Genomic DNA, 20638 nt, shown 5'->3' with positions numbered 1-20638 from the left:
CCTGAAGTGATTTCGTTCAAACGTAGCCAACCCCTGTGGGAGCGAGCTTGCTCGCGATGACATGCTGACAATCGACATCTTCATTGGCTGGTCCGCCGCTTTCGCGAGCAGGCTCGCTCCCACAGCGGTTTATCGTTATCCGTGCCCTCACGCCCACATGCCGGTTGCCCGTGAATACTCAGCTGCCTATAGTCCGGATATCGCTTACAGCCAGTACGGACTCATGATCAAAGAACAGTTGTCTCGCTTCCATCGTCTCGACCTGCTCAGCCATCCGACGCCTCTGGAAAAACTCGACCGTCTCTCCGCCTGGCTCGGTCGCGACATCTACGTCAAGCGCGACGACCTGACGCCTCTGGCACTGGGCGGCAACAAGTTGCGCAAGCTTGAATACCTTGCCGCCGACGCCCTGGCCCAAGGCGCCGACACGCTCGTCACAGCCGGCGCGATCCAGTCCAACCATGTCCGTCAGACCGCTGCCCTGGCCGCGAAGCTGGGCCTGGGTTGTGTGGCGTTGCTGGAAAACCCCATCGGCACCGAGGAAAGCAATTACCTGGGCAACGGTAATCGGCTGTTGCTGGAGCTGTTCGACGCCAAGGTCGAACTTGTCGAAAACCTGGACAACGCAGACGAACAGTTGCAGGCCCTTGCCGGCCGCCTGCGTAGCAACGGGAAAAAACCTTACCTGGTGCCGATTGGCGGGTCGAATGCCCTGGGCGCCTTGGGCTATGTGCGCGCGGGCCTGGAGTTGGCCGAACAGATCAAGGACACCGGGCTTGAATTCGCCGCCGTGGTGCTGGCCTCGGGCAGTGCCGGCACGCATGGCGGCCTGGCGCTGGCACTGAGCGAAACCCTGCCGGACCTTCCCGTGATTGGCGTGACGGTTTCACGCAGCGAGGAAGACCAGTTTCCGAAAGTCCAGGGGCTCGCCGAACGTACGGCGCAGTTGCTGGACATGGCCCTGCCGCCGGCCTTCAAGGTGAACCTGTGGGACGAGTACTTCGCCCCCCGCTACGGCGAGCCCAACGCCGGTACGCTGGCGGCGGTCAAGTTGCTGGCGAGCCAGGAAGGCCTGCTGCTCGATCCGGTCTATACCGGCAAGGCCATGGCCGGGCTGCTCGACGGCATCGGTCGCGACCGCTTTGAAAACGGCCCGATCATTTTCCTGCATACCGGCGGTGCACCGGCGCTGTTTGCCTATGACTCGGTGTTCCAGGCTCGGTAAATGTCGCTGTGGAGCGAGCAGGCTCGCTCCCACAAGATGTTGATTACATATTGGAATATGATCGTGATTTAATATTATTTTCCAATCTATACGACCCAACCTATAGTCGCGCCGCAGGCGTATTTGCCACGAGACGCAAAGCCTGCTTTTAGGGCAGGATGTGGCAATTCTTTCGGATCGCGGCTACGCCTTTCTCTTCCAGATAAACGTCATCATAAAAATACAGGGGCTTGTCATGAATTTTTCCGCATTACGTCGCAACCTGCTGGTGGGTTCGCTGGGCCTGGCATTGAGCGCCGGGCTGATGGGGCAAGCGGTTGCCGGTGAGCAGCTGCAAAAAATCAAGGACGCTGGTGAGATCAAGATCGGCCTGGAAGGCACTTATCCACCGTTCAGTTTTGTTGATGACAGCGGCAAACTGACTGGCTTCGAAGTGGAATTTTCCGAAGCCCTGGCCAAGGAACTGGGGGTCAAGGTCAAGCTGCAGACGACCCCATGGGCCGGTATCCTCGCCGCCCTGGAATCCAAGCGTCTTGACGCCGTGGTGAACCAGGTGACCATCTCCGAAGAGCGCAAGAAAAAGTACGACTTCTCCGAGCCGTACACTGTTTCCGGGATCCAGGCGCTGGTACTGAGCAAAAAAGCCGACGAACTGAACATCAAGAAGGCCGCTGACCTGGACGGCAAAAAAGTCGGCGTGGGCCTGGGCACCAACTATGAGCAGTGGGTCAAGGCAGAAGTACCGGGCGCCCAGGTCAAGACCTACGACGATGATCCAACCAAGTTCCAGGACCTGCGTGTCGGCCGCATCGATACCATTCTGATTGACCGCCTGGCCGCGCTGGAATACGCCAAGAAAGCCAAGGACACCACCGTCACCAGCGAAGCCTTTTCTCGCCAGGAGTCTGGCATTGCCCTGCGCAAAGGCGAGCCCGAGCTGCTGGCAGCCGTGAACAAAGCCATCGAAAAACTGCGCGCCGACGGCACGCTGAAAAAGCTCTCGGAAAAATACTTCAGCGCTGACGTCACTCAATAATGGAAGCAGCTCTTCAACTCGCGCTGGACTCCACGCCCTTTTTGCTCAAGGGCGCGTATTACACGGTCATCCTCAGCCTGGGCGGCATGTTCTTCGGCTTGCTGCTCGGGTTTGGCCTGGCGCTGATGCGTTTGTCGCGCTTCAAACCGGTGAACTGGATCGCCCGCATCTACGTGTCGTTCTTTCGCGGCACGCCGTTGCTGGTGCAGTTGTTCGTGATCTATTACGGCTTGCCGCAACTGGGCATCGAGCTGGACCCACTGCCGGCGGCACTGATCGGTTTTTCGCTGAACATGGCGGCCTACGCCTGCGAAATCCTGCGGGCCGCGATCAGCTCCATCGAACGCGGCCAGTGGGAAGCGGCGGCCAGTATCGGCATGACCCGCGCGCAGACCCTGCGTCGGGCCATCCTGCCGCAAGCCGCACGCACAGCCCTGCCACCGTTGGGCAACAGCTTCATCTCCCTGGTCAAGGACACTGCATTGGCGGCGACCATCCAGGTACCGGAGCTGTTCCGCCAAGCGCAGCTGATCACCGCCAGAACCTTCGAAATCTTCACCATGTACCTTGCCGCCGCGCTGATCTATTGGGTTCTTGCCACCGTGCTTTCGCACTTGCAGAACGTCTTGGAAGCCCGGGTCAATCGGCATGACCAGGAGTCCTGACCGATGATTGTCGTGGAAAAACTGACAAAGCAGTTCAAGGGTCAGGTAGTGCTCAACGGCATCGACCTGAAGATCGAGGAAGGCGAAGTGGTAGCGATCATCGGCCCCAGCGGCTCGGGCAAGACCACCTTCCTGCGCTGCCTGAACTTCCTCGAAGAACCCAGCAGTGGCCGGATCAAGGTCGGCGACATCGAGATCGATGGCAGCCGCCCGCTGAACCAGCAACAGGGCCTGGTCAGGCGTTTGCGTCAGCAGGTAGGGTTCGTATTCCAGAATTTCAACCTGTTTCCCCATCGCACCGCATTGGAAAATGTCACCGAAGGTCCCCAGGTGGTGAAAAAAATTCCCCGTGCCGAAGCCGAAGCCCTGGGCCGCAAGCTCCTGGCCAAGGTCGGGCTGGCCGGCAAGGAGGACGCCTACCCACGGCGCCTGTCCGGCGGCCAGCAGCAGCGCGTGGCAATTGCCCGGGCGCTCGCGATGGAGCCGGCGGTGATCCTGTTCGACGAGCCGACCTCGGCACTCGACCCCGAGCTGGTGGGCGAAGTACTGGCGACCATTCGCGGCCTGGCCGAAGAAAAACGCACCATGGTGATCGTCACCCATGAAATGGGCTTCGCCCGGGACGTGGCCAATCGCGTGGTGTTCTTCGATAAAGGTGTGATCGTCGAGCAAGGGGAAGCCAAGGCTTTGTTCGCGGCCCCTAAAGAAGAGCGTACTCGACAATTCCTCAGCAAGTTCCTCTCCGCACACGCCGCGCAATAAGTTATCCGGCACACTTCCATGGAAGGAAGTGGATAACTCGGATGTCATACTCTTGACCGCTACGAAACAACTTACAGCCCCGCCCTCAGTTGAGAAACTTGTCAGCACGACATGCGTATACCTGGCGTAACACTTATGTCGGACCCCTCGCCCGTTGTCTCGCGCCTTCAGCTACCGTAAGCAATACGACAGACGCCGGGGCAAGGAAAGTGGCGTCTGACAGCAAGTAATACTAACTGCACCGCGTAGGAAACTTCTGAAGAGTTGGCCAATCAAGCATTAATCCCGCCCTTCTATTGACACTGTAACTGCCCAACCCTTATCTAGAAGCCAACAGGCGACGCGCATTATTTTAATTCCCCTCAGTCCCGCACTGAAAGTTCATGATTTTATTGCAACGCAATAAACAATGCCGCGTTTATCCGTGCCTTTGACCTTTATGAAACAGCTCGATATGGACACCAAGGAGAACACCATGACATGTACGTCACCGATCCTCGAACTGGCCGCGCCCGCGCTGGCCAATACCCTGCCTACCGGTATCAACATCACCAGTGCCGCTCGGCTGGAAGTGCTCATCACACCTTATTCCGGCATGGACGCGGGCGATCTGGTCGAACTGTTCTGGGATAACTGCTACGTCGGCTCCCGCCAGGTATCCGAGGCGGATACCCATGGCGGCATCACGTTGCGGATACCGGAAAGCTTCGTCGTCAACGGGACGTCATGCATCCATTATCGCGTCATGCGGGTCGGGCGTGGGCCGGCGCTGTCAGCCCCGCAACGGGTGCAAGTCAAACTCGACTGCCCCGGAGGTCGGCCCTCGACCTTGATCGGCGATGAAAACCAGAGCCTGGCACCGGTGCGTATCCCCCAGGCCATCCGTCGCCAAGGCGTCAATCCGAATCAGATCAAGCGTGGCGTACCGCTGACCATCGAGCCCTACCTGAACATGGCCGCCGACGATGCGATCACCGTGCGCTGGGGCGACGTACGCATGGACCTGCCTCGGATCAAACCTTGCGAGGTGGGCCAGCCGATCCATGTCTGGGTGCCACCGGAAATAATCACCGAAGCCGGCGAAGACCTGCGCCTGGAAGTGACCTATTGCATCCTTGATCGTGTAGGCAACACCTCCCATTGGGCACCGCCACGGACATTGAAGATCGGTTGCGCGAATGCGAATCTGAAGAGGCCCGTCCAAAACCTCGTTTATGGCCGTTGAAGCGCGCCGTCAAAAAGTAATCGGTTTTTGTGGCAGGGATGTCTGCTCCCTCACCACAAGAGCCGTTTCGCCCATGCGGGCTCCATGAATTTAAATCCAGCCTATCGATATTCCTAAAAGATAGTTCAAAAACATTTTATACGCGTTTAGGGTATATCGACCGGACCACCGGACATTCTTGATTTTCGCCACCGCATTCATCGCGGTGTTTTCTTGAGATGTGAGGTGGGTATGGTACGGAACACAAACGCCCCAGTGCAGGGCGCCAAGGCACTGCACGCAGCCAAGGAGTGGCTGTAATGTCCGATCTGGCGCAAGCAAAGGTCCATAGCGACCTGGATGTCGCTCCATTGTTATTGCCGGCACAGGTGCTGCGCACCGATGCCGAGGCAATCAAGGCCGCGCATGAACTCGCACAGGCTGCTCGCCAGCAGGCCGCACGCCGCGATCAGCAGCGCAAGCTGCCCTGGGCTGAAATCGAGCAATTCACCCGCAGCGGGCTTGGCAGCATTGCCGTTCCTCGTGGGTACGGCGGGCCGCAAGTCTCTTCAGTTACCATCGCCGAAGTGTTCGCGATCATTTCCGCAGCCGATCCGGCCCTCGGGCAGATTCCGCAGAACCAGTTCGGCGTGCTCCAGCTGATTCTCGCCACGGGCACCGAACGGCAAAAGAAAATTCTCCTCCAGAGCGTGCTCGAAGGCTGGCGCATCGGCAACGCCGGGCCGGAGCGCGGCACCCGCAACACCCTGGCCCTCAAGACGCGGATCACCGCCGATGGCGATGGCTTCGTCATCAATGGACAGAAGTTCTACTCCACCGGCGCCCTGTTCGCCCACTGGGTCGCCGTGAAGGCATTGAATGACGAAGGTCGCCAGGTGCTGGCGTTCGTCCGGCGCGGCACCCCGGGCCTGCGCATCGTCGACGACTGGTCGGGCTTCGGCCAGCGCACCACGGCCAGCGGCACCGTGCTGCTGAACAATGTGCGGGTCGACGCCGAACTGGTCCTGGACAACTGGCGCATCAACGAAGCGCCAAACGTGCAAGGCGCCTTCTCGCAGCTGATCCAGGCGGCGATTGACCTGGGCATCGCCCGCGGCGCTATCGATGACGCTATCGCCTTCGTTCGCGAACGCGCCCGGCCATGGATCGATGCCAAGGTCGAGCGGGCCAGCGACGATCTGTACGTGATCGCCGACGTCGGCAAGCTGAAAATCGAACTGCATGCCGCCGAGGCTCTGTTGCGCAAGGCGGGGCATGTACTGGACCAGGTCAACGCCGCGCCGATCACGGCACAGTCCGCCGCCCGCGCTTCGATAGCCGTCGCCGAAGCCAAGGTGCTGACCACCGAAATCGCCCTGCAAGCCAGCGAAAAACTCTTCGAGCTGGCCGGCAGCCGCGCCACCCTTGCCGAGTTCAACCTCGACCGCCACTGGCGCAACGCGCGGGTCCACACCCTGCACGACCCGGTGCGCTGGAAATACCACGCAATCGGCGACTACCACCTGAACGGGACCTTGCCCGCCCGACATTCCTGGATCTGACGACCCGACCACTGGAGCAGCACATGACGCTTTCCCAACACGTCGCGGTGATCACCAGCGATGAACAAGCCCTCATCGTCGCCAGCGACCTGGCCGATGACTTCAAGCGCGACAGCGCCCTGCGCGATCGCGAACGGCGCCTGCCGCACCCGGAGCTGGAAGCCTTCACCCGCTCCGGCCTGTGGGGCATCAGCGTGCCCAAGGCCTACGGCGGCGCCGGCGTTTCCAACGTCACGCTGGCGAAGGTCGTGGCGCTGATCGCCCAGGCCGATGGCTCGCTCGGGCAAATCCCCCAGAACCATTACTACGCCCTGGAAGTGCTGCGGGTAAACGGTAGCGAAGCCCAGAAGCAACGGCTGTATGCCGAAGTGCTGGGCGGTCAGCGGTTCGGCAACGCCCTGGCGGAGCTGGGAACCAGGACTGCTCACGAGCGCACCACCCAACTGCTTCGCGATGGCGACGGGTACCGCATCAACGGCCGCAAGTTTTACGCCACCGGGGCGATCTATGCCCAGCGCATCCCTACTTCGGTGGTGGACGAGAACGGCGTGCAGCAGTTGGCGTTCGTTCCGCGCAGCAGCCAGGGCCTGACGGTTATCGACGACTGGAGCGGTTTCGGCCAGCGCACCACGGGCAGCGGCTCGGTAGTGTTCGAAGCCGTGCATGTCGCCGCCGAAGACGTCGTGCCGTTCCAGAGCGCCTTCGAACGCCCTACTCCGGTGGGCCCGTTGGCGCAGATTCTCCATGCCGCCATCGACACTGGCATTGCCCGCGCCGCCTATGAAGATGCGTTGCATTTTGTCCGCAGCAAAACCCGGCCGTGGATCGACGCCATCAGCGATGTCGCCACCCAGGATCCGCATACGCTCAAGAGCTTCGGTCACCTGGGCGTACGCCTGCACGCCGCCGAAGCCTTGCTGGAGCGCGCCGGCGAATTCCTCGACCGCGCCCAGGCCGACAGCAACGCCGAAACGGTGGCGGCGGCCTCGATTGCCGTGGCCGAAGCCCGGGCCATCAGCACCGAAATCTCCCTGGCCGCCGGCAGCACGCTGTTCGAACTGGCCGGCAGCCAGGCGACCCTGGCCGAACATGGCCTGGATCGTCACTGGCGCAACGCCCGGGTGCATACGCTGCATGACCCGGTGCGCTGGAAATATCACGCGGTCGGCAATTTCTACCTCAACGACGAAAAACCACCGTTGCGAGGGACCATCTGATGGCCCTCGGCAAGAAAAAAATCCTCCTCAACGCGTTCAACATGAACTGCATCGGCCATATCAACCACGGCTTGTGGACGCACCCGCAGGACATCTCGACCCAGTACAACACGCTCGAATACTGGACCGGTCTGGCCCAGCTGCTGGAGCGCGGTCTGTTCGACGGGTTGTTCATTGCCGATATCGTCGGGGTATATGACGTTTACCAGCAATCGGTGGAGGTCACGCTGAAAGAGTCGATCCAGCTGCCGGTCAACGACCCATTGCTGCTGGTCTCGGCAATGGCTGCCGTCACCCGCAACCTCGGCTTCGGCCTCACCGCCAACCTCACCTATGAGCCGCCGTACCTGTTCGCCCGACGCATGAGCACGCTGGATCACCTGAGCCGTGGCCGGGTTGGCTGGAACATTGTCACCGGTTACCTGGACAGCGCCGCGAAAGCCATGGGCCTTGGCGCGCAGGTCGAGCACGACCGCCGTTATGACCAGGCCGACGAGTACCTGGAGGTGCTCTATAAACTCTGGGAGGGCAGCTGGGAAGACGACGCGGTGCTCAACGATCGCCAGCAACGGATCTACGCCCAGCCAGAAAAAGTGCACAAGGTCAGGCACCAGGGCGAGTTTTATCAGGTCGAGGGTTATCACCTCTGCGAGCCATCGCCCCAACGCACACCGGTGCTGTTCCAGGCCGGCAGCTCCGAGCGCGGCCTGCTGTTCGCCGGGCGCCATGCCGAGTGCGTGTTCATCAGCGGCCAGAACAAGCCGGCGACCAGGGCCCAGGTGGACAAGGTCCGCGCCAGCGCCGTCGCGGCCGGACGCAATGCCGAGGACATCAAGGTGTTCATGGGCCTGAACGTGATTGTCGGCGAGACCGAAGCAGCGGCCTGGGCCAAGCATGCCGAGTACCTGGGGTATGCCAGCGCCGAGGCCGGCGTGGCGCATTTCTCCGCGTCGACGGGCATCGATTTTTCCGAGTACGAACTGGACGAACCGATCCAGTACGTGAAGAGCAACGCCATCCAGTCCGCGACCAAGACCTTGCAGAACAACGACTGGACCCGACGCAAGCTTCTGGAGCAACACGCCTTGGGCGGTCGCTACATCACCGTTGTCGGCTCGCCCGAACAGGTCGCCGACGAGCTGGAATCGTGGATCGCCGAGACCGGCCTCGACGGCTTCAACCTGACCCGCATCGTCACGCCACAAAGCTACGTGGATTTCATCGACCTGGTGATTCCCGAGCTGCAGCGCCGCGGGTCGTACAAGACCGAATACGGCGGGGGGACGTTGCGGGAGAAGCTGTTTCACGCGCAAGCGAGACTACCCGGCCAACACACTGGCTCGAACTACCGGCGATGACCCCGTGCAGCAGACCTGACCAACCTGTGGCGAGGGGATTTATCCCCGCTGGGGCGCGAAGCGGCCCTGAAATCTGAAGCTGCGGTGTATCAGGCAGATGGCACTGGCTTTGGGGCTGCTTCACAGCCCAGCGGGGATAAATCCCCTCGCCACAAAAACCTCTTTACCCAAAATGACTGGAACAACCGACATGACCAAGCAACTCCTGACCCTGCCAGTCAAAGCACTGGCCCTGGCCCTCGGCCTGTTCAGCTCAGCGCTGTTCGCCGCCGACGCCCCTTTGAAAATCGGCACCACCGCCGCCTTCGCCATTCCTCTGGAGGTCGCTGTCGAAGAGGCCGGCAAACAAGGCTTGAAGGTCGAGCTGGTGGAATTCAGTGACTGGATCGCGCCTAACGTCAGCCTCGCTTCGGGTGACATTGACGTGAATTATTTCCAGCACATTCCCTTCCTGGAAAACGCCAAGGCCGCCGCTGGGTTCGACCTGGTGCCGTTCGCGCCGGGCATCATCAACAACGTTGGCCTCTACTCGAAAAAATACAAAAGCTTCGACGAGCTGCCCGAAGGCGCGAGCGTCGCCATTGCCAACGACCCGATCAACAGCGGTCGCGGCTTGCAACTGCTGGCCAAGGCCGGGCTGATCCAGCTCAAGCCGGGCGTCGGCTACAAGGCCACCGAAGACGACATTGTCGCCAACCCGAAGAAGATCAAGATCCTGCAGGTCGAAGCCGTGCAACTGGTGCGCGCCTATGAAGACGCCGATCTGGTGCAGGGCTACCCGGCCTATATCCGCCTGGCGAATACCTTCGACGCGACGTCCGCGTTGCTGTTCGACGGCCTCGATCACAAGGAATACGTCATCCAGTTCGTGATCCAGCCCAAGAGCAAAAGCGACCCGCGGCTGATCAAGTTCGTCGATATCTATCAGCACTCCCCGGCCGTGCGCGCAGCCTTGGACAAGGCCCATGGCAAGCTCTATCAAGCCGGCTGGGAAAGCTGATATGAATGCCGTCAACGCTTTGCTTGAACAGCAAACGCCCACGCGCCGAAGCGCCGAAAGCACCGAGCTGCACCCACAGCTCAACCGGGCCCACGTGCGTTTTGTCGGCCTGGGCAAAACCTACCTGGGCGCCCAAGGGCCGGTGAACGCGCTGCACGGCATCGACCTGGCGATCCAGCGCGGCGAGGTGTTCGGCATCATCGGCCGCAGCGGCGCCGGCAAGTCATCACTGATTCGCACCATCAACCGCCTCGAGCAACCCACCAGCGGTCGGGTGCTGATCGATCAGGTGGACATCGGCGAGTTCGATGAGGATCGCCTGGTCGAGCTGCGCCGGCGCATCGGCATGATCTTCCAGCATTTCAACCTGATGTCGGCCAAGACCGTCTGGCAGAACGTCGAGCTGCCGTTGAAAGTCGCCGGGGTGCCCAAGGAGCAACGCCAGCGCAAGGTCCGCGAGCTGCTCGAACTGGTGGGTCTGGATGGCAAGCACAAAGCCTATCCGGCACAACTCTCAGGCGGGCAGAAGCAGCGGGTCGGCATCGCCCGGGCGCTGGTCCACGACCCGCAGATCCTGCTGTGTGACGAGGCCACTTCGGCGCTGGATCCGGAGACCACTCAGTCGATCCTCCGCCTGCTGCGGGAGATCAACCAGCGGCTGGGCCTGACGATCGTGCTGATTACCCACGAGATGGCGGTGATCCGCGAAGTCTGCGACCGGGTAGTGGTGCTGGAACAAGGGCGGATCGTTGAGCAGGGGCCGGTCTGGGAAGTCTTCGGCAACCCGCAACATGAGGTCAGCCGGACGCTGCTGGCGCCGTTGCAGCACGCGCTGCCTGAAGAACTGCAGAACCGTTTGCAGCCGCAACCGGCCTCGGCGGACGCCGCCACGGTGCTGCGCCTGCAATTCACCGGTACCGCCCGCGACGAACCGGACCTCGCGGCCCTGTTCGGCGCCCTCGGTGGCCGGGTGCGACTGTTGCACGGCGGCATCGAACGGATCCAGGGACATGGGCTGGGACAATTACTGCTGGCCGTGAGCGGCTCCTCACTGGGCGCCGAGGAGTTGCGTCAGCGGGCAGGTGCATGGGCGCAACAGGTGGAGGTGCTGGGTTATGTGGCTTGATCGCTTATTGCAGGGCTTCATCGACACGTTCCTGATGGTCGGTGTGTCGTCATTGATCGCGTTGCTGGCGGGCATTCCGCTGGCGGTTATCCTGGTCACCAGCGGCAAGGGCGGCATTTACGAGGCGCCGGCGCTGAACCGTGCCTTGGGCGCGTTCGTGAACCTGTTTCGCTCGATCCCGTTCCTGATCCTGATGGTGGCGCTGATTCCGTTCACCCGGCTGATTGTCGGCACGACCTACGGCGTGTGGGCTGCGGTGGTGCCGCTGACCATCGCCGCGACGCCGTTTTTTGCCCGCATCGCCGAAGTCAGCCTGCGGGAAGTCGACCACGGCCTGATCGAAGCGGCCCAGGCCATGGGTTGCCGGCGCTGGCATATCGTCTGGCACGTATTGCTGCCCGAGGCGCTGCCAGGCATCGTCGGCGGCTTTACCATCACTTTGGTGACCATGATCAATTCCTCGGCCATGGCCGGGGCGATCGGCGCCGGTGGCCTGGGTGACATCGCCTACCGTTACGGCTACCAGCGGTTCGACAGCCAGATCATGCTCACGGTGATCGTGCTGCTGGTGGCGCTGGTCGCGGTGATCCAGTTGGGGGGCGATCGTCTGGCGCGCGGCCTGAACAAACGCTGAAGCGCGACTCATTGTGGGAGCGAGCCTGCTCGCGATTGGCGGCCGGCGGGCTTGCGGTATAGTCGTCAGACACTCCCCAGCAAAGCCCGCGATCATGAAACACACTGCCGAAGACCTGCACGTCATCACCGCCACGACCCTGGGTCATTACAACGCCGTGGCCGAGAATTTTCGCGAAGGCACCCGCGATCATGATGTCAGCCAGAACATCGATGCGTTGCTGCGCCACATCCGGGGCCAGGCGCCGTTTCATATTCTCGACTTCGGCTGCGGTCCGGGGCGGGATTTGCGTACGTTTACCGGCATGGGCCATGTCGCGGTCGGCCTGGACGGTTCCGAAGAATTCGCCCGGATGGCCCGCCAGGACAGCGGGTGCGAGGTGTGGCAACAGGACTTCCTGAAACTCGACCTGCCGGATGGACGCTTTGATGGGATTTTTGCCAACGCGGTGCTGTTTCATATTCCAGTCCAGGAACTGCCCCGCGTGCTCAGGCAACTGCACGCCACGCTAAAGGCTGGAGGCGTCCTGTTCAGTTCCAATCCACGGGGCGAAAACCAGGAAGGCTGGAACGGCCAGCGCTTCGGCGCCTACCACGACCTCGACGCCTGGCGCAGGCTGCTGGGCGCGGCAGGTTTTGTGGAGCTGGAGCATTATTACCGGCCAGCGGGGCTGCCACGGGAACAGCAGCCTTGGTTGGCGAGCGTGTGGCGTAAACCTGCTTAGGACTTGAGGACGCCATCGCGAGCAAGCTCGCTCCCACATTCGATCAGTTGTGAACTCATGATCTGTGAGCAGCGCAATTCCAATGTGGGAGCGAGCTTGCTCGCGATAGCGCTCCAATAGTCAATGAAGCTTGAAGGCTTGGCCTCATCGCCTGGAAGCTTCACTCCGGCTGTTTCAACCACTTCTGCGACAACTGCTCCAGCCGCCCATCCTCCTTGATCCGCGCCAGGGCATTGTCCAGGCTGGCCTTGAACGCCGGGTTGTCCTTCTGGAACGGAATCACCAGGCTGGGCGGCGGGCCTTTCTTTTCCTGCGCCTGGAACGACTGCGCCATGACCAGCGGACGTTGCGACTCGTCCTTGCTCGCCAGCAACTGCGCATCGGGTTGGCTGTAGGGGGTACTGGTATCGAAACGATCCGCCAGTTCCGGGGTCAGTGCTATGTGATTGATGGCGACGTCGTATTTGCCGGTTTCCACACCGGCCAACAAATCCTCGGCATCGGTGACAACGAAATCGGCCCGTACATCGAGCTCGCTCGCGAGCATTTCGCCCAGCTCCACTTCGAAGCCGGTGAGTTTGCCGTCTTCCTTGAAGTTGAAGGGCGCCGCGTTGGCCTCAAGAGCGATGCGCAACTCGCCCCGGTCGTTGATATCGTCGATCAATTCGGCATGGGCCAAAGGGCTCAAAAGGGGTAGCAGGCAGATCAGGCCAGGCAGGAAACGCATGGTCACTCCTAGAATTTATACAAGCGACGCTCGTCTCAGGCTCGCTTTGCTATGGTTGTTGCAGGCTTCGACAACGATTGTTCATGAAGTTGTCATGACTCAGCGGATTTCATCGAAAAACTGGAGAAAAAAATGAAAAGCTTTATGTCTCGTGCCGCGTTGGCTGGCCTGTTGTTGGGCACCTCGATGCTGGCAACAGCGGCGACCCCGGCCCCCAAGGGTGCAGAAGTGTTCATCGTTTCCCCGGAAGATGGCGCCACCGTCAGCCAGGAATTCAAGGTCAAGTTCGGCGTCAAGGATATCGCCCTGGCTCCGGCGGGCGATGTGACCAAGAACACTGGCCATCACCATTTGCTGATCGATGTGGACGACGTGCCGAAGGAAGGCGCGCCGATTCCGACCGACGCCCACCACATGCACTTCGGCAAGGCACAAACCGAGGCCACCATCAAACTGGCCCCGGGCAAGCACACCTTGCAATTGATCCTGGGCGACAGCGGCCATATGCCGTTCGACCCGTCTATCGTGTCCGAGAAAATCACAGTGAATGTGAAGTAACACCGGCTTGAAAACGCAGCATCTCTTGTGGGAGCGAGCCTGCTCGCGAAAGCGGTCTGTCAGACATATTTGTATTGGCTGATATTACGCCTTCGCGAGCAGGCTCGCTCCCACAGGGTTTCCAGGTTGTGCCAGATAAAAAAACGGGAGCCCCCTGCGGGGCTCCCGTTTTTTATTGCAAGTCCAGCCTGCTTAGAACAACACGCGGCAACGAATGGTGCCGTTGATGTGCTGCAGCTTCTCCTGCGCCAGGTCCGAGTATTCGGCATCGACGTCGATCACGACGTAGCCGACCTTCTCGTTGGTCTGCAGGAACTGGCCGGAAATGTTGATGCCGTTTTCCGCGAAGACCTTGTTGATCTCGCTCATCACACCCGGGATGTTCTCGTGGATGTGCAGCAGGCGGTGCTTGCCAGGGTGAGCGGGCAAGGCCACTTCTGGGAAGTTCACCGACGATACCGAAGTACCGTTGTCGCTGTACTTGACCAGTTTCTCCGCCACTTCCAGACCGATGTTGGCCTGGGCTTCAGCGGTGGACCCGCCGATGTGCGGTGTCAGGATCACGTTGTCCAGGCCACGCAGCGGGCTCTCGAAGATGTCGTCGTTGGAGCGCGGCTCTACCGGGAACACGTCGATGGCAGCGCCGATCAGGTGCTTGTCCTTGATCGCTTCGGCCAGGGCGTCGAGCTTGACCACGGTGCCACGCGCGGCGTTGATCAGGATCCCGCCTTTCTTGATGGCACGGATTTCCTTCTCGCCGATCATCCACTGGGTGGCCGGGGTTTCCGGTACGTGCAGGGTGACGATGTCGGACATGCCCAACAATTCGTGCAGGTCGTTGACCTGGGTGGCGTTGCCCAGTGGCAGCTTGGTCACGGTGTCATAGAAGAACACCTGCATGCCAAGGCCCTCGGCGAGTACCGACAACTGGGTGCCGATCGAGCCGTAGCCGACGATACCCAGCTTCTTGCCCCGGATTTCGAAGGAGTTGGCCGCGCTCTTGATCCAGCCGCCACGGTGGCAGGAAGCGTTTTTCTCGGGGATGCCGCGCAGCAGCAGGATCGCCTCGGCCAGCACCAGCTCGGCAACGGAACGGGTGTTGGAGTACGGCGCGTTGAACACCGCGATACCGCGCTCACGGGCCGCGTTGAGGTCAACCTGATTGGTGCCGATGCAGAAGCAGCCGACCGCGACCAGCTTCTTGGCGTGGTCGAAGATCTCTTCGGTCAGTTGAGTACGGGAGCGAATACCGATGAAGTGAGCATCGGCGATCTTTTCCTTGAGCTGGGCTTCCGGCAGAGAGCTGGTGATGTACTCGATGCTGGTGTAGCCCGCCGACTTGAGGACGTCGACAGCCGATTGGTGGACGCCTTCGAGAAGAAGGAACTTGATCTTGCTCTTATCGAGAGAAGTCTTGCTCATCTGCGTAAACCTGTGTCCCGGAGAAAAATGGCAGGGAATCGGGCAGCCTGGGCCGGCCCGACCGGCATGACAGCCGTCGCCGCAGAACAGCCGTTGGGCACTACGCTGCGGGGTCGGTATGCTAGCATATGCCCCCCGCAAACACCCATTCCTGCGACGTGAAGCGTTCTCAGGATGACCATGAATTGTTCGAGAGTTCTGTCGATGACCAATCCTGCCGTGATAGATGAGCTGAAGACCCTGGTTGAGCCTGGCAAGGTCCTGACCGATGCCGACTCCCTGAATGCTTACGGCAAGGATTGGACCAAGCATTTCGCTCCGGCGCCGGTGGCCATCGTCTTTCCCAAGACCATCGAACAGGTCCAGGCCATCGTGCGCTGGGCCAATGCGCACAAGGTCGCGCTGGTCCCCTCGGGCGGACGTACCGGGCTGTCCGCCGCGGCCGTGGCGGCCAATGGCGAAGTCGTGGTGTCCTTCGACTACATGAACCAGATTCTCGACGTGAACCTGACCGACCGCACCGCCGTGTGCCAGCCGGGCGTGGTCACCGAACAACTGCAGAACAAGGCCGAGGAACATGGCCTGTACTACCCGGTGGATTTTGCTTCGGCCGGTTCCAGCCAGATTGGCGGCAATATCGGCACCAATGCCGGCGGGATCAAAGTCATTCGCTACGGCATGACGCGCAATTGGGTGGCGGGCATGAAAGTCGTCACCGGCAAGGGCGACGTGCTGGAGCTGAACAAGGACCTGATCAAGAACGCCACCGGCTACGATTTGCGCCAGCTGTTCATCGGCGCGGAGGGCACGCTTGGCTTCGTGGTCGAGGCCACCATGCGCCTGGATCGGGCACCGAAAAACCTCACCGCGATGGTGCTCGGCACGCCGGATTTCGATTCGATCATGCCGGTGCTGCATGCCTTCCAGGGCAAACTTGACCTGACCGCATTCGAATTTTTCTCAGACAAGGCCCTGGCCAAGGTCCTCGGTCGCGGCGACGTGCCGGCGCCGTTCGAGACCGACTGCCCGTTCTACGCCGTGCTGGAATTCGAGGCCACCACCGAAGAAGTCGCCAACCACGCGCTGGAAACCTTTGAGCACTGCGTCGAACAAGGCTGGGTGCTGGACGGCGTGATGAGCCAGAGCGAAACCCAGTTGCAGAACCTGTGGAAATTGCGCGAGTACATCTCCGAAACCATCTCGCACTGGACGCCGTACAAGAACGACATCTCGGTAACCGTCTCGAAGGTTCCGGCATTCTTGCGGGAAATCGATGCAATTGTCGGCGAACACTACCCGGACTTCGAAATCGTCTGGTTCGGCCACATCGGCGACGGCAACCTGCACCTGAACATCCTCAAGCCGGAAAACCTGAGCAAGGATGAGTTCTTCGCCAAGTGCGCGACGGTGAACAAATGGGTGTTCGAGACCGTCGAGAAGTACAACGGCTCGATTTCCGCCGAGCACGGCGTGGGCATGACCAAACGCGACTATCTGACCTACAGTCGCTCGCCGGTGGAGATCGAGTACATGAAAGCGGTAAAGGCAGTCTTCGACCCCAACGGCGTCATGAATCCGGGCAAGATCTTCGCGGTTTGACCTTATAAACACCTGATGAAAATCCAAAGGCAGGAGTCGGTTATGAGCTATCAGCACCAGTATGTCGACGGTACGCGTATTCATTTCCCGATCGGGAAAGTGGTGTGCATTGGCCGCAACTATGCCGAGCATGCAAAGGAACTGGATAATCCGGTGCCCACCGAGCCGTTGCTGTTCATCAAGCCAGGCAGCTGCGTGGTGCCGCTGGAAGGCGGTTTCAGCATTCCCACCGACCGCGGGTCGGTGCATTACGAGGCGGAAATCGCCGTGCTGATCGGCAAGCCGCTGTCCACCCGGCCCAGCGCTGAGGAAGTGCTGGACGCGATCTCCGGCTTCGCTCCGGCCCTGGACCTGACCCTGCGGGACAAGCAGGCCGAGCTCAAGGGCAAGGGGCTGCCCTGGGAAGTCGCCAAGTCTTTCGACGGCGCGGCGGTGATCGCCCCGTTCGTCTCGAAGGACACCTTCGCCGACCTGACCGACATCCCCGTTCGCCTGGTCATCAATGGCGAAGTGCGCCAGGACGGCAACAGCAGCCTGATGCTCAACCCCATCGTGCCGATGATCCAGTACATGGCCGGCTGTTTCTCGCTGCAAGCCGGCGACGTGATCCTGACCGGCACGCCGGCCGGCGTCGGGCCGTTGAACGTCGGTGACGAGCTGGTGCTGGAACTGCCGGGCGCGAGCCGCTTCGAGAGCAGTGTTCGTTAAACACGACACCTTACCTCACTGTGGGAGCGAGCCTGCTCGCGATGGCGATCTGTCCGACAGGTTAATGTCGACTGATATACCGCTTTCGCGAGCAGGCTCGCTCCCACAGGGTATGAAAGGCAACTGCGCATTTACCGTTTTTTTCACATGCCATCCGGATAATTCCGGGCAATGCGGCATCTGAGCCAGCCAGCCCCTAGCCGAATTTCCTGGAACGTGTCCCCTGATGGCCAAGACCCAAGCACTGCCCACCCCCAAAGCATCCCGTCGCTCTCGCTTCGCCCTGCCCTGGTATGTCTGGCTGCTGATCGCGGGCGCCAGCGCTTATGGCCTGGCATTCGCCATGCATTGGGACGACCGGGGCCTGCTTTGGGTGTCGGAGCGCTTCCAGAGCCAGGCCGAGCGTCGGGAAAGCATCTGGCTGCCTGATTACCACGCTGTCATTGACGCCAAGGCGCTCCCGGGAATGGAAGACGACGAAGCGTCCGACCTGACCTATAGCCCACAGACCAAGACCCTGTTCGCGGTGATGGGCAAAAATCCGTTCCTGGTGGAGCTGAACCTGCAGGGTGACGTATTGCGCAAGATGCCGCTGGTGGGCTGGGGCAACCCTGAAGGCGTGGCTTTCATGGAAAACGGCCTGCTGGCCATCACCGATGAACGCAAGCACACGCTATCGATCGTCCAGGTCGACGCCAATACCCGCGAGCTGAACATCAAGGACTTCCCCCAATATGACCTGGGCACGTCGAAGAACCAGAACAAGGGCTTCGAAGCCATCGTCTGGGACCCGAAGAATCAGCAACTGATCCTTGGCGAAGAGCGCCCACCGGCATTGTTCACCTGGAAAAGCGACGGGAGCCAGTTGCTCAAGGGCGACAAGCAGATCCATGTCAGCAACGAACTCGACCTGCGCAACCTGTCCGCCCTGGCCGTAGACCCGCGCACCGGCCACACGCTGGTGCTATCGGCCGACTCCCATTTATTGCTGGAACTGGACGAAGCAGGCGATCAGGTCAGCTTCATGACCCTGCTCGGCGGCTTCAACGGCCTGAAGGACACGATCCCTCGCGCCGAAGGCGTCACTGTCGATGAAGCCGGCACTCTCTACATCGTCAGTGAACCGAACCTGTTCTACCGTTTCGAAAAACAGCACTGACAGCGCGACTTTGTAAGACATTTCCCACCATCGTGTAGGATGTGGCACGCGGCCATTAAGCTTCAGTTCAGGCAGTCGTGGTATTTCCAACCACCTGTTTTTATCCGAGCCCTCCTACATGCGTCGACTTGTCCGTCCCAAGCCACTGTTCCTGCTGTTGCTGGCCATCGTGCTGATCGCCCTGATCGCGGCGGGCCAGTACCTGCGCCTGTTCGAACGAGCCTGGTTCAACATGAGCAGCCTGTGGCACCCCGTCAACGAGCAGGCAATCGCACTGGATCAGTACCAGGTCGCGCTTGAGGCGCAGGTGATCGAAGGGTTGGACGATGACGTTTCGGCGCTGACCTTCGATCCGATCCGCAAGACCCTGTTCACCGTGACCAACAAGAATCCCGAGCTGATCGAGCTGTCGCTGGACGGCAAGATCTTGCGGCGCATAGCCCTGGTCGGGTTTGGTGATTCGGAAGCGGTGGAATTCATCAGCGAGAATATCTATGTCATCACCGATGAGCGCCAACAACGGCTGATCAAGATCCATCTGGACGACGACACCCGGTTCCTGGACGCGGCCGAAGCCGAGCAGATCTCGCTCGGCGTGCACATGAGCAGCAACAAGGGTTTCGAAGGGCTGGCCTACGACTCCCTGGGCAAGCGGCTATTCGTGGCGAAGGAGCGCGACCCGATGCTGATCTACGAGGTCCACGGGTTTCCCCACCACAACCCGGAAAAATCCTATGCGGTGCACGTCGTCAACAATCCCAAGCGTGACGCCGGGCTCTTTGTGCGCGACCTTTCAAGCCTGCAATACGATGAGCGCAGCGGTCACCTGATGGCGCTGTCCGACGAGTCGCGGTTGATCATCGAGCTGGATATCAACGGCCGTCCGTTGAGCACGCTGTCGTTGAGCAAGGGCCGCAACGGCCTGCAGAAAACCGTCCCCCAGGCTGAAGGCCTGGCCATGGATGACGATGGCAACCTGTATGTGGTGAGTGAGCCGAATCTGTTTTACGTGTTCAAGAAGCAGCAGCCTTGAGCTCGCATAGACCCCATGTGGGAGCGAGCTTGCTCGCGATAGCGGTGGGTCAGCTTGCATGGATGTCGAATGTGCCTTCGTCATCGCGAGCAAGCTCGCTCCCACAGGGTCCGGTGTGAACCAATAACTCTCCGCCGGGTTATTCAGCCCGCAGCGTCTTCACCCCTTCAGCAGTCCCCAGCAACAGCACATCCGCCGGACGCGCGGCGAACAAGCCGTTGGTGACCACGCCGACAATGGCGTTGATCTGGCTTTCCAGCTCAACCGGGTTGGTGATCTGCAGGTTGTGGACATCCAGGATGATGTTGCCGTTGTCGGTCAGCACACCTTCGCGATACACCGGATCGCCGCCCAGTTTCACCAACTGACGGGCGACGTGGCTGCGGGCCATGGGGATAACTTCCACCGGCAGCGGGAAGGCGCCGAGTACCGGCACCAGCTTGCTGGCGTCGGCGATGCAGATGAAGGTCTTGGCGACTGCCGCGACAATCTTCTCGCGGGTCAATGCAGCGCCACCGCCCTTGATCAGGTTCAGGTGCGCATCGCTTTCATCGGCGCCGTCGATGTAGAACTCCAGGTCGCTCACGGTGTTGAGCTCGTACACCGGGATCCCGTGGCCCTTGAGGCGCGCGGCGGTGGCTTCGGAGCTGGCGACCGCGCCATCGAACGCACCCTTGTGCTGCGCCAGCGCGTCGATAAAGCAATTGGCGGTCGAGCCGGTGCCGACCCCGACGATGCTCTTGTCATCCAGCTTCGGGAGGATGAGGTCGACGGCGGCCTGGGCCACGGCCTGTTTGAGTTGATCCTGGGTCATGCGGGCTCCGAGGGTGCCGAGAGGGAACGAAAGGCCGGCATTATAGGCGTCGGAGCCGCCTTGGTCATTGCCTGTTTGGCACAGATCCAGTGTGGCAGGTGCCTT

20 protein-coding genes are annotated in these 20638 nt (G+C 60.8%); 17 read left to right on the top strand and 3 right to left on the bottom strand.

Features of this window, described 5'->3' with window-relative positions; all coding sequences use genetic code 11:
• Positions 1-223: 223 nt before the first annotated feature.
• The 12 genes from J3P86_RS01185 to J3P86_RS01130 all read left to right on the top strand — a co-directional run bounded on the left by J3P86_RS01185 (position 224) and on the right by J3P86_RS01130 (position 12513).
• Positions 224-1225 carry a D-cysteine desulfhydrase gene (locus tag J3P86_RS01185; protein WP_434626570.1) on the top strand — a complete coding sequence of 334 codons (1002 nt, stop codon included), beginning with the start codon at positions 224-226 and terminating at the stop codon, positions 1223-1225.
• A gap of 235 nt (positions 1226-1460) precedes the next feature.
• Positions 1461-2261, top strand: a complete 801-nt coding sequence (gene tcyJ, locus J3P86_RS01180) for a cystine ABC transporter substrate-binding protein (protein ID WP_434626571.1) — start codon at positions 1461-1463, stop codon at positions 2259-2261.
• Positions 2261-2926: a cystine ABC transporter permease gene (gene tcyL, locus J3P86_RS01175; RefSeq protein ID WP_434699265.1), complete on the top strand. Its 666-nt coding sequence runs from the start codon at positions 2261-2263 to the stop codon at positions 2924-2926. The genes tcyJ and tcyL overlap by 1 nt, the downstream gene beginning before the upstream one ends.
• 3 nt (positions 2927-2929) lie before the next feature.
• Complete coding sequence (tcyN, locus tag J3P86_RS01170; protein ID WP_305497545.1) at positions 2930-3688, top strand: L-cystine ABC transporter ATP-binding protein TcyN; 759 nt, start codon at positions 2930-2932, stop codon at positions 3686-3688.
• 475 nt (positions 3689-4163) lie between these two features.
• Entirely contained in the window at positions 4164-4913 is a 750-nt protein-coding gene (locus J3P86_RS01165; protein WP_434699264.1) for a hypothetical protein, read from the top strand.
• Positions 4914-5212: 299 nt separating this feature from the next.
• Positions 5213-6454, top strand: coding sequence for an SfnB family sulfur acquisition oxidoreductase (locus tag J3P86_RS01160; RefSeq protein WP_434699263.1), 1242 nt, complete (start codon positions 5213-5215; stop codon positions 6452-6454).
• A 23-nt stretch (positions 6455-6477) separates the two neighbouring features.
• Positions 6478-7671 (top strand): SfnB family sulfur acquisition oxidoreductase, encoded by a 1194-nt coding sequence (locus tag J3P86_RS01155; protein WP_434699262.1) that lies wholly within the window; start codon positions 6478-6480, stop codon positions 7669-7671.
• Positions 7671-9029 (top strand): LLM class flavin-dependent oxidoreductase, encoded by a 1359-nt coding sequence (locus tag J3P86_RS01150; protein ID WP_434699261.1) that lies wholly within the window; start codon positions 7671-7673, stop codon positions 9027-9029. Before J3P86_RS01155 ends, J3P86_RS01150 begins: the two co-directional genes overlap by 1 nt.
• A 190-nt stretch (positions 9030-9219) precedes the next feature.
• Positions 9220-10029 (top strand): MetQ/NlpA family ABC transporter substrate-binding protein, encoded by an 810-nt coding sequence (locus J3P86_RS01145; protein WP_434699260.1) that lies wholly within the window; start codon positions 9220-9222, stop codon positions 10027-10029.
• Position 10030: 1 nt separating this feature from the next.
• On the top strand, positions 10031-11155 hold the full coding sequence (locus tag J3P86_RS01140; protein WP_434699259.1) for a methionine ABC transporter ATP-binding protein: 1125 nt from the start codon (positions 10031-10033) through the stop codon (positions 11153-11155).
• The gene (locus tag J3P86_RS01135) at positions 11145-11789 is read left to right on the top strand and encodes a methionine ABC transporter permease (RefSeq protein WP_368556486.1); all 645 of its coding nucleotides are present in this window, start codon (positions 11145-11147) and stop codon (positions 11787-11789) included. The genes J3P86_RS01140 and J3P86_RS01135 overlap by 11 nt, the downstream gene beginning before the upstream one ends.
• A gap of 94 nt (positions 11790-11883) precedes the next feature.
• Positions 11884-12513, top strand: a complete 630-nt coding sequence (locus J3P86_RS01130) for a class I SAM-dependent methyltransferase (RefSeq protein WP_434699258.1) — start codon at positions 11884-11886, stop codon at positions 12511-12513.
• A gap of 160 nt (positions 12514-12673) precedes the next feature.
• Here the strand turns inward: J3P86_RS01130 and J3P86_RS01125 are convergent, their stop codons facing one another.
• On the bottom strand, positions 12674-13240 hold the full coding sequence (locus tag J3P86_RS01125; RefSeq protein WP_434626581.1) for a transporter substrate-binding domain-containing protein: 567 nt from the start codon (positions 13238-13240) through the stop codon (positions 12674-12676).
• A 132-nt stretch (positions 13241-13372) separates the two neighbouring features.
• Between J3P86_RS01125 and J3P86_RS01120 the strand changes: the two genes are divergently transcribed.
• Positions 13373-13798 carry a DUF4399 domain-containing protein gene (locus tag J3P86_RS01120; protein WP_434570387.1) on the top strand — a complete coding sequence of 142 codons (426 nt, stop codon included), beginning with the start codon at positions 13373-13375 and terminating at the stop codon, positions 13796-13798.
• Positions 13799-13990: 192 nt separating this feature from the next.
• Here the strand turns inward: J3P86_RS01120 and serA are convergent, their stop codons facing one another.
• A complete protein-coding gene (gene serA / locus J3P86_RS01115) occupies positions 13991-15220 on the bottom strand; it encodes a phosphoglycerate dehydrogenase (RefSeq protein ID WP_039592617.1) in 1230 nt (409 codons plus the stop codon).
• A gap of 204 nt (positions 15221-15424) precedes the next feature.
• Here serA and J3P86_RS01110 point away from each other — a divergent pair, with 204 nt between their 5' ends.
• The 4 genes from J3P86_RS01110 to J3P86_RS01095 all read left to right on the top strand — a co-directional run bounded on the left by J3P86_RS01110 (position 15425) and on the right by J3P86_RS01095 (position 19719).
• Positions 15425-16819, top strand: a complete 1395-nt coding sequence (locus J3P86_RS01110) for an FAD-binding oxidoreductase (RefSeq protein ID WP_434699257.1) — start codon at positions 15425-15427, stop codon at positions 16817-16819.
• 42 nt (positions 16820-16861) lie between these two features.
• Complete coding sequence (locus J3P86_RS01105) at positions 16862-17527, top strand: fumarylacetoacetate hydrolase family protein (protein ID WP_305497557.1); 666 nt, start codon at positions 16862-16864, stop codon at positions 17525-17527.
• 226 nt (positions 17528-17753) lie between these two features.
• On the top strand, positions 17754-18686 hold the full coding sequence (locus tag J3P86_RS01100) for an SdiA-regulated domain-containing protein (RefSeq protein WP_434602489.1): 933 nt from the start codon (positions 17754-17756) through the stop codon (positions 18684-18686).
• Positions 18687-18804: 118 nt separating this feature from the next.
• Complete coding sequence (locus tag J3P86_RS01095; protein ID WP_434699256.1) at positions 18805-19719, top strand: SdiA-regulated domain-containing protein; 915 nt, start codon at positions 18805-18807, stop codon at positions 19717-19719.
• A 139-nt stretch (positions 19720-19858) separates the two neighbouring features.
• On the opposite strand, the gene rpiA is transcribed toward J3P86_RS01095, so the two are convergent.
• Positions 19859-20533: a ribose-5-phosphate isomerase RpiA gene (gene rpiA, locus J3P86_RS01090; protein WP_030140525.1), complete on the bottom strand. Its 675-nt coding sequence runs from the start codon at positions 20531-20533 to the stop codon at positions 19859-19861.
• Positions 20534-20638: the final 105 nt, after the last annotated feature.

The organism is Pseudomonas sp. D1-1 (assembly GCF_051132225.1).
GTDB lineage: Bacteria > Pseudomonadota > Gammaproteobacteria > Pseudomonadales > Pseudomonadaceae > Aquipseudomonas.
Note: the sequence above shows the minus strand (reverse complement) of the source record. Positions and strands in the feature narration are given on the sequence as shown.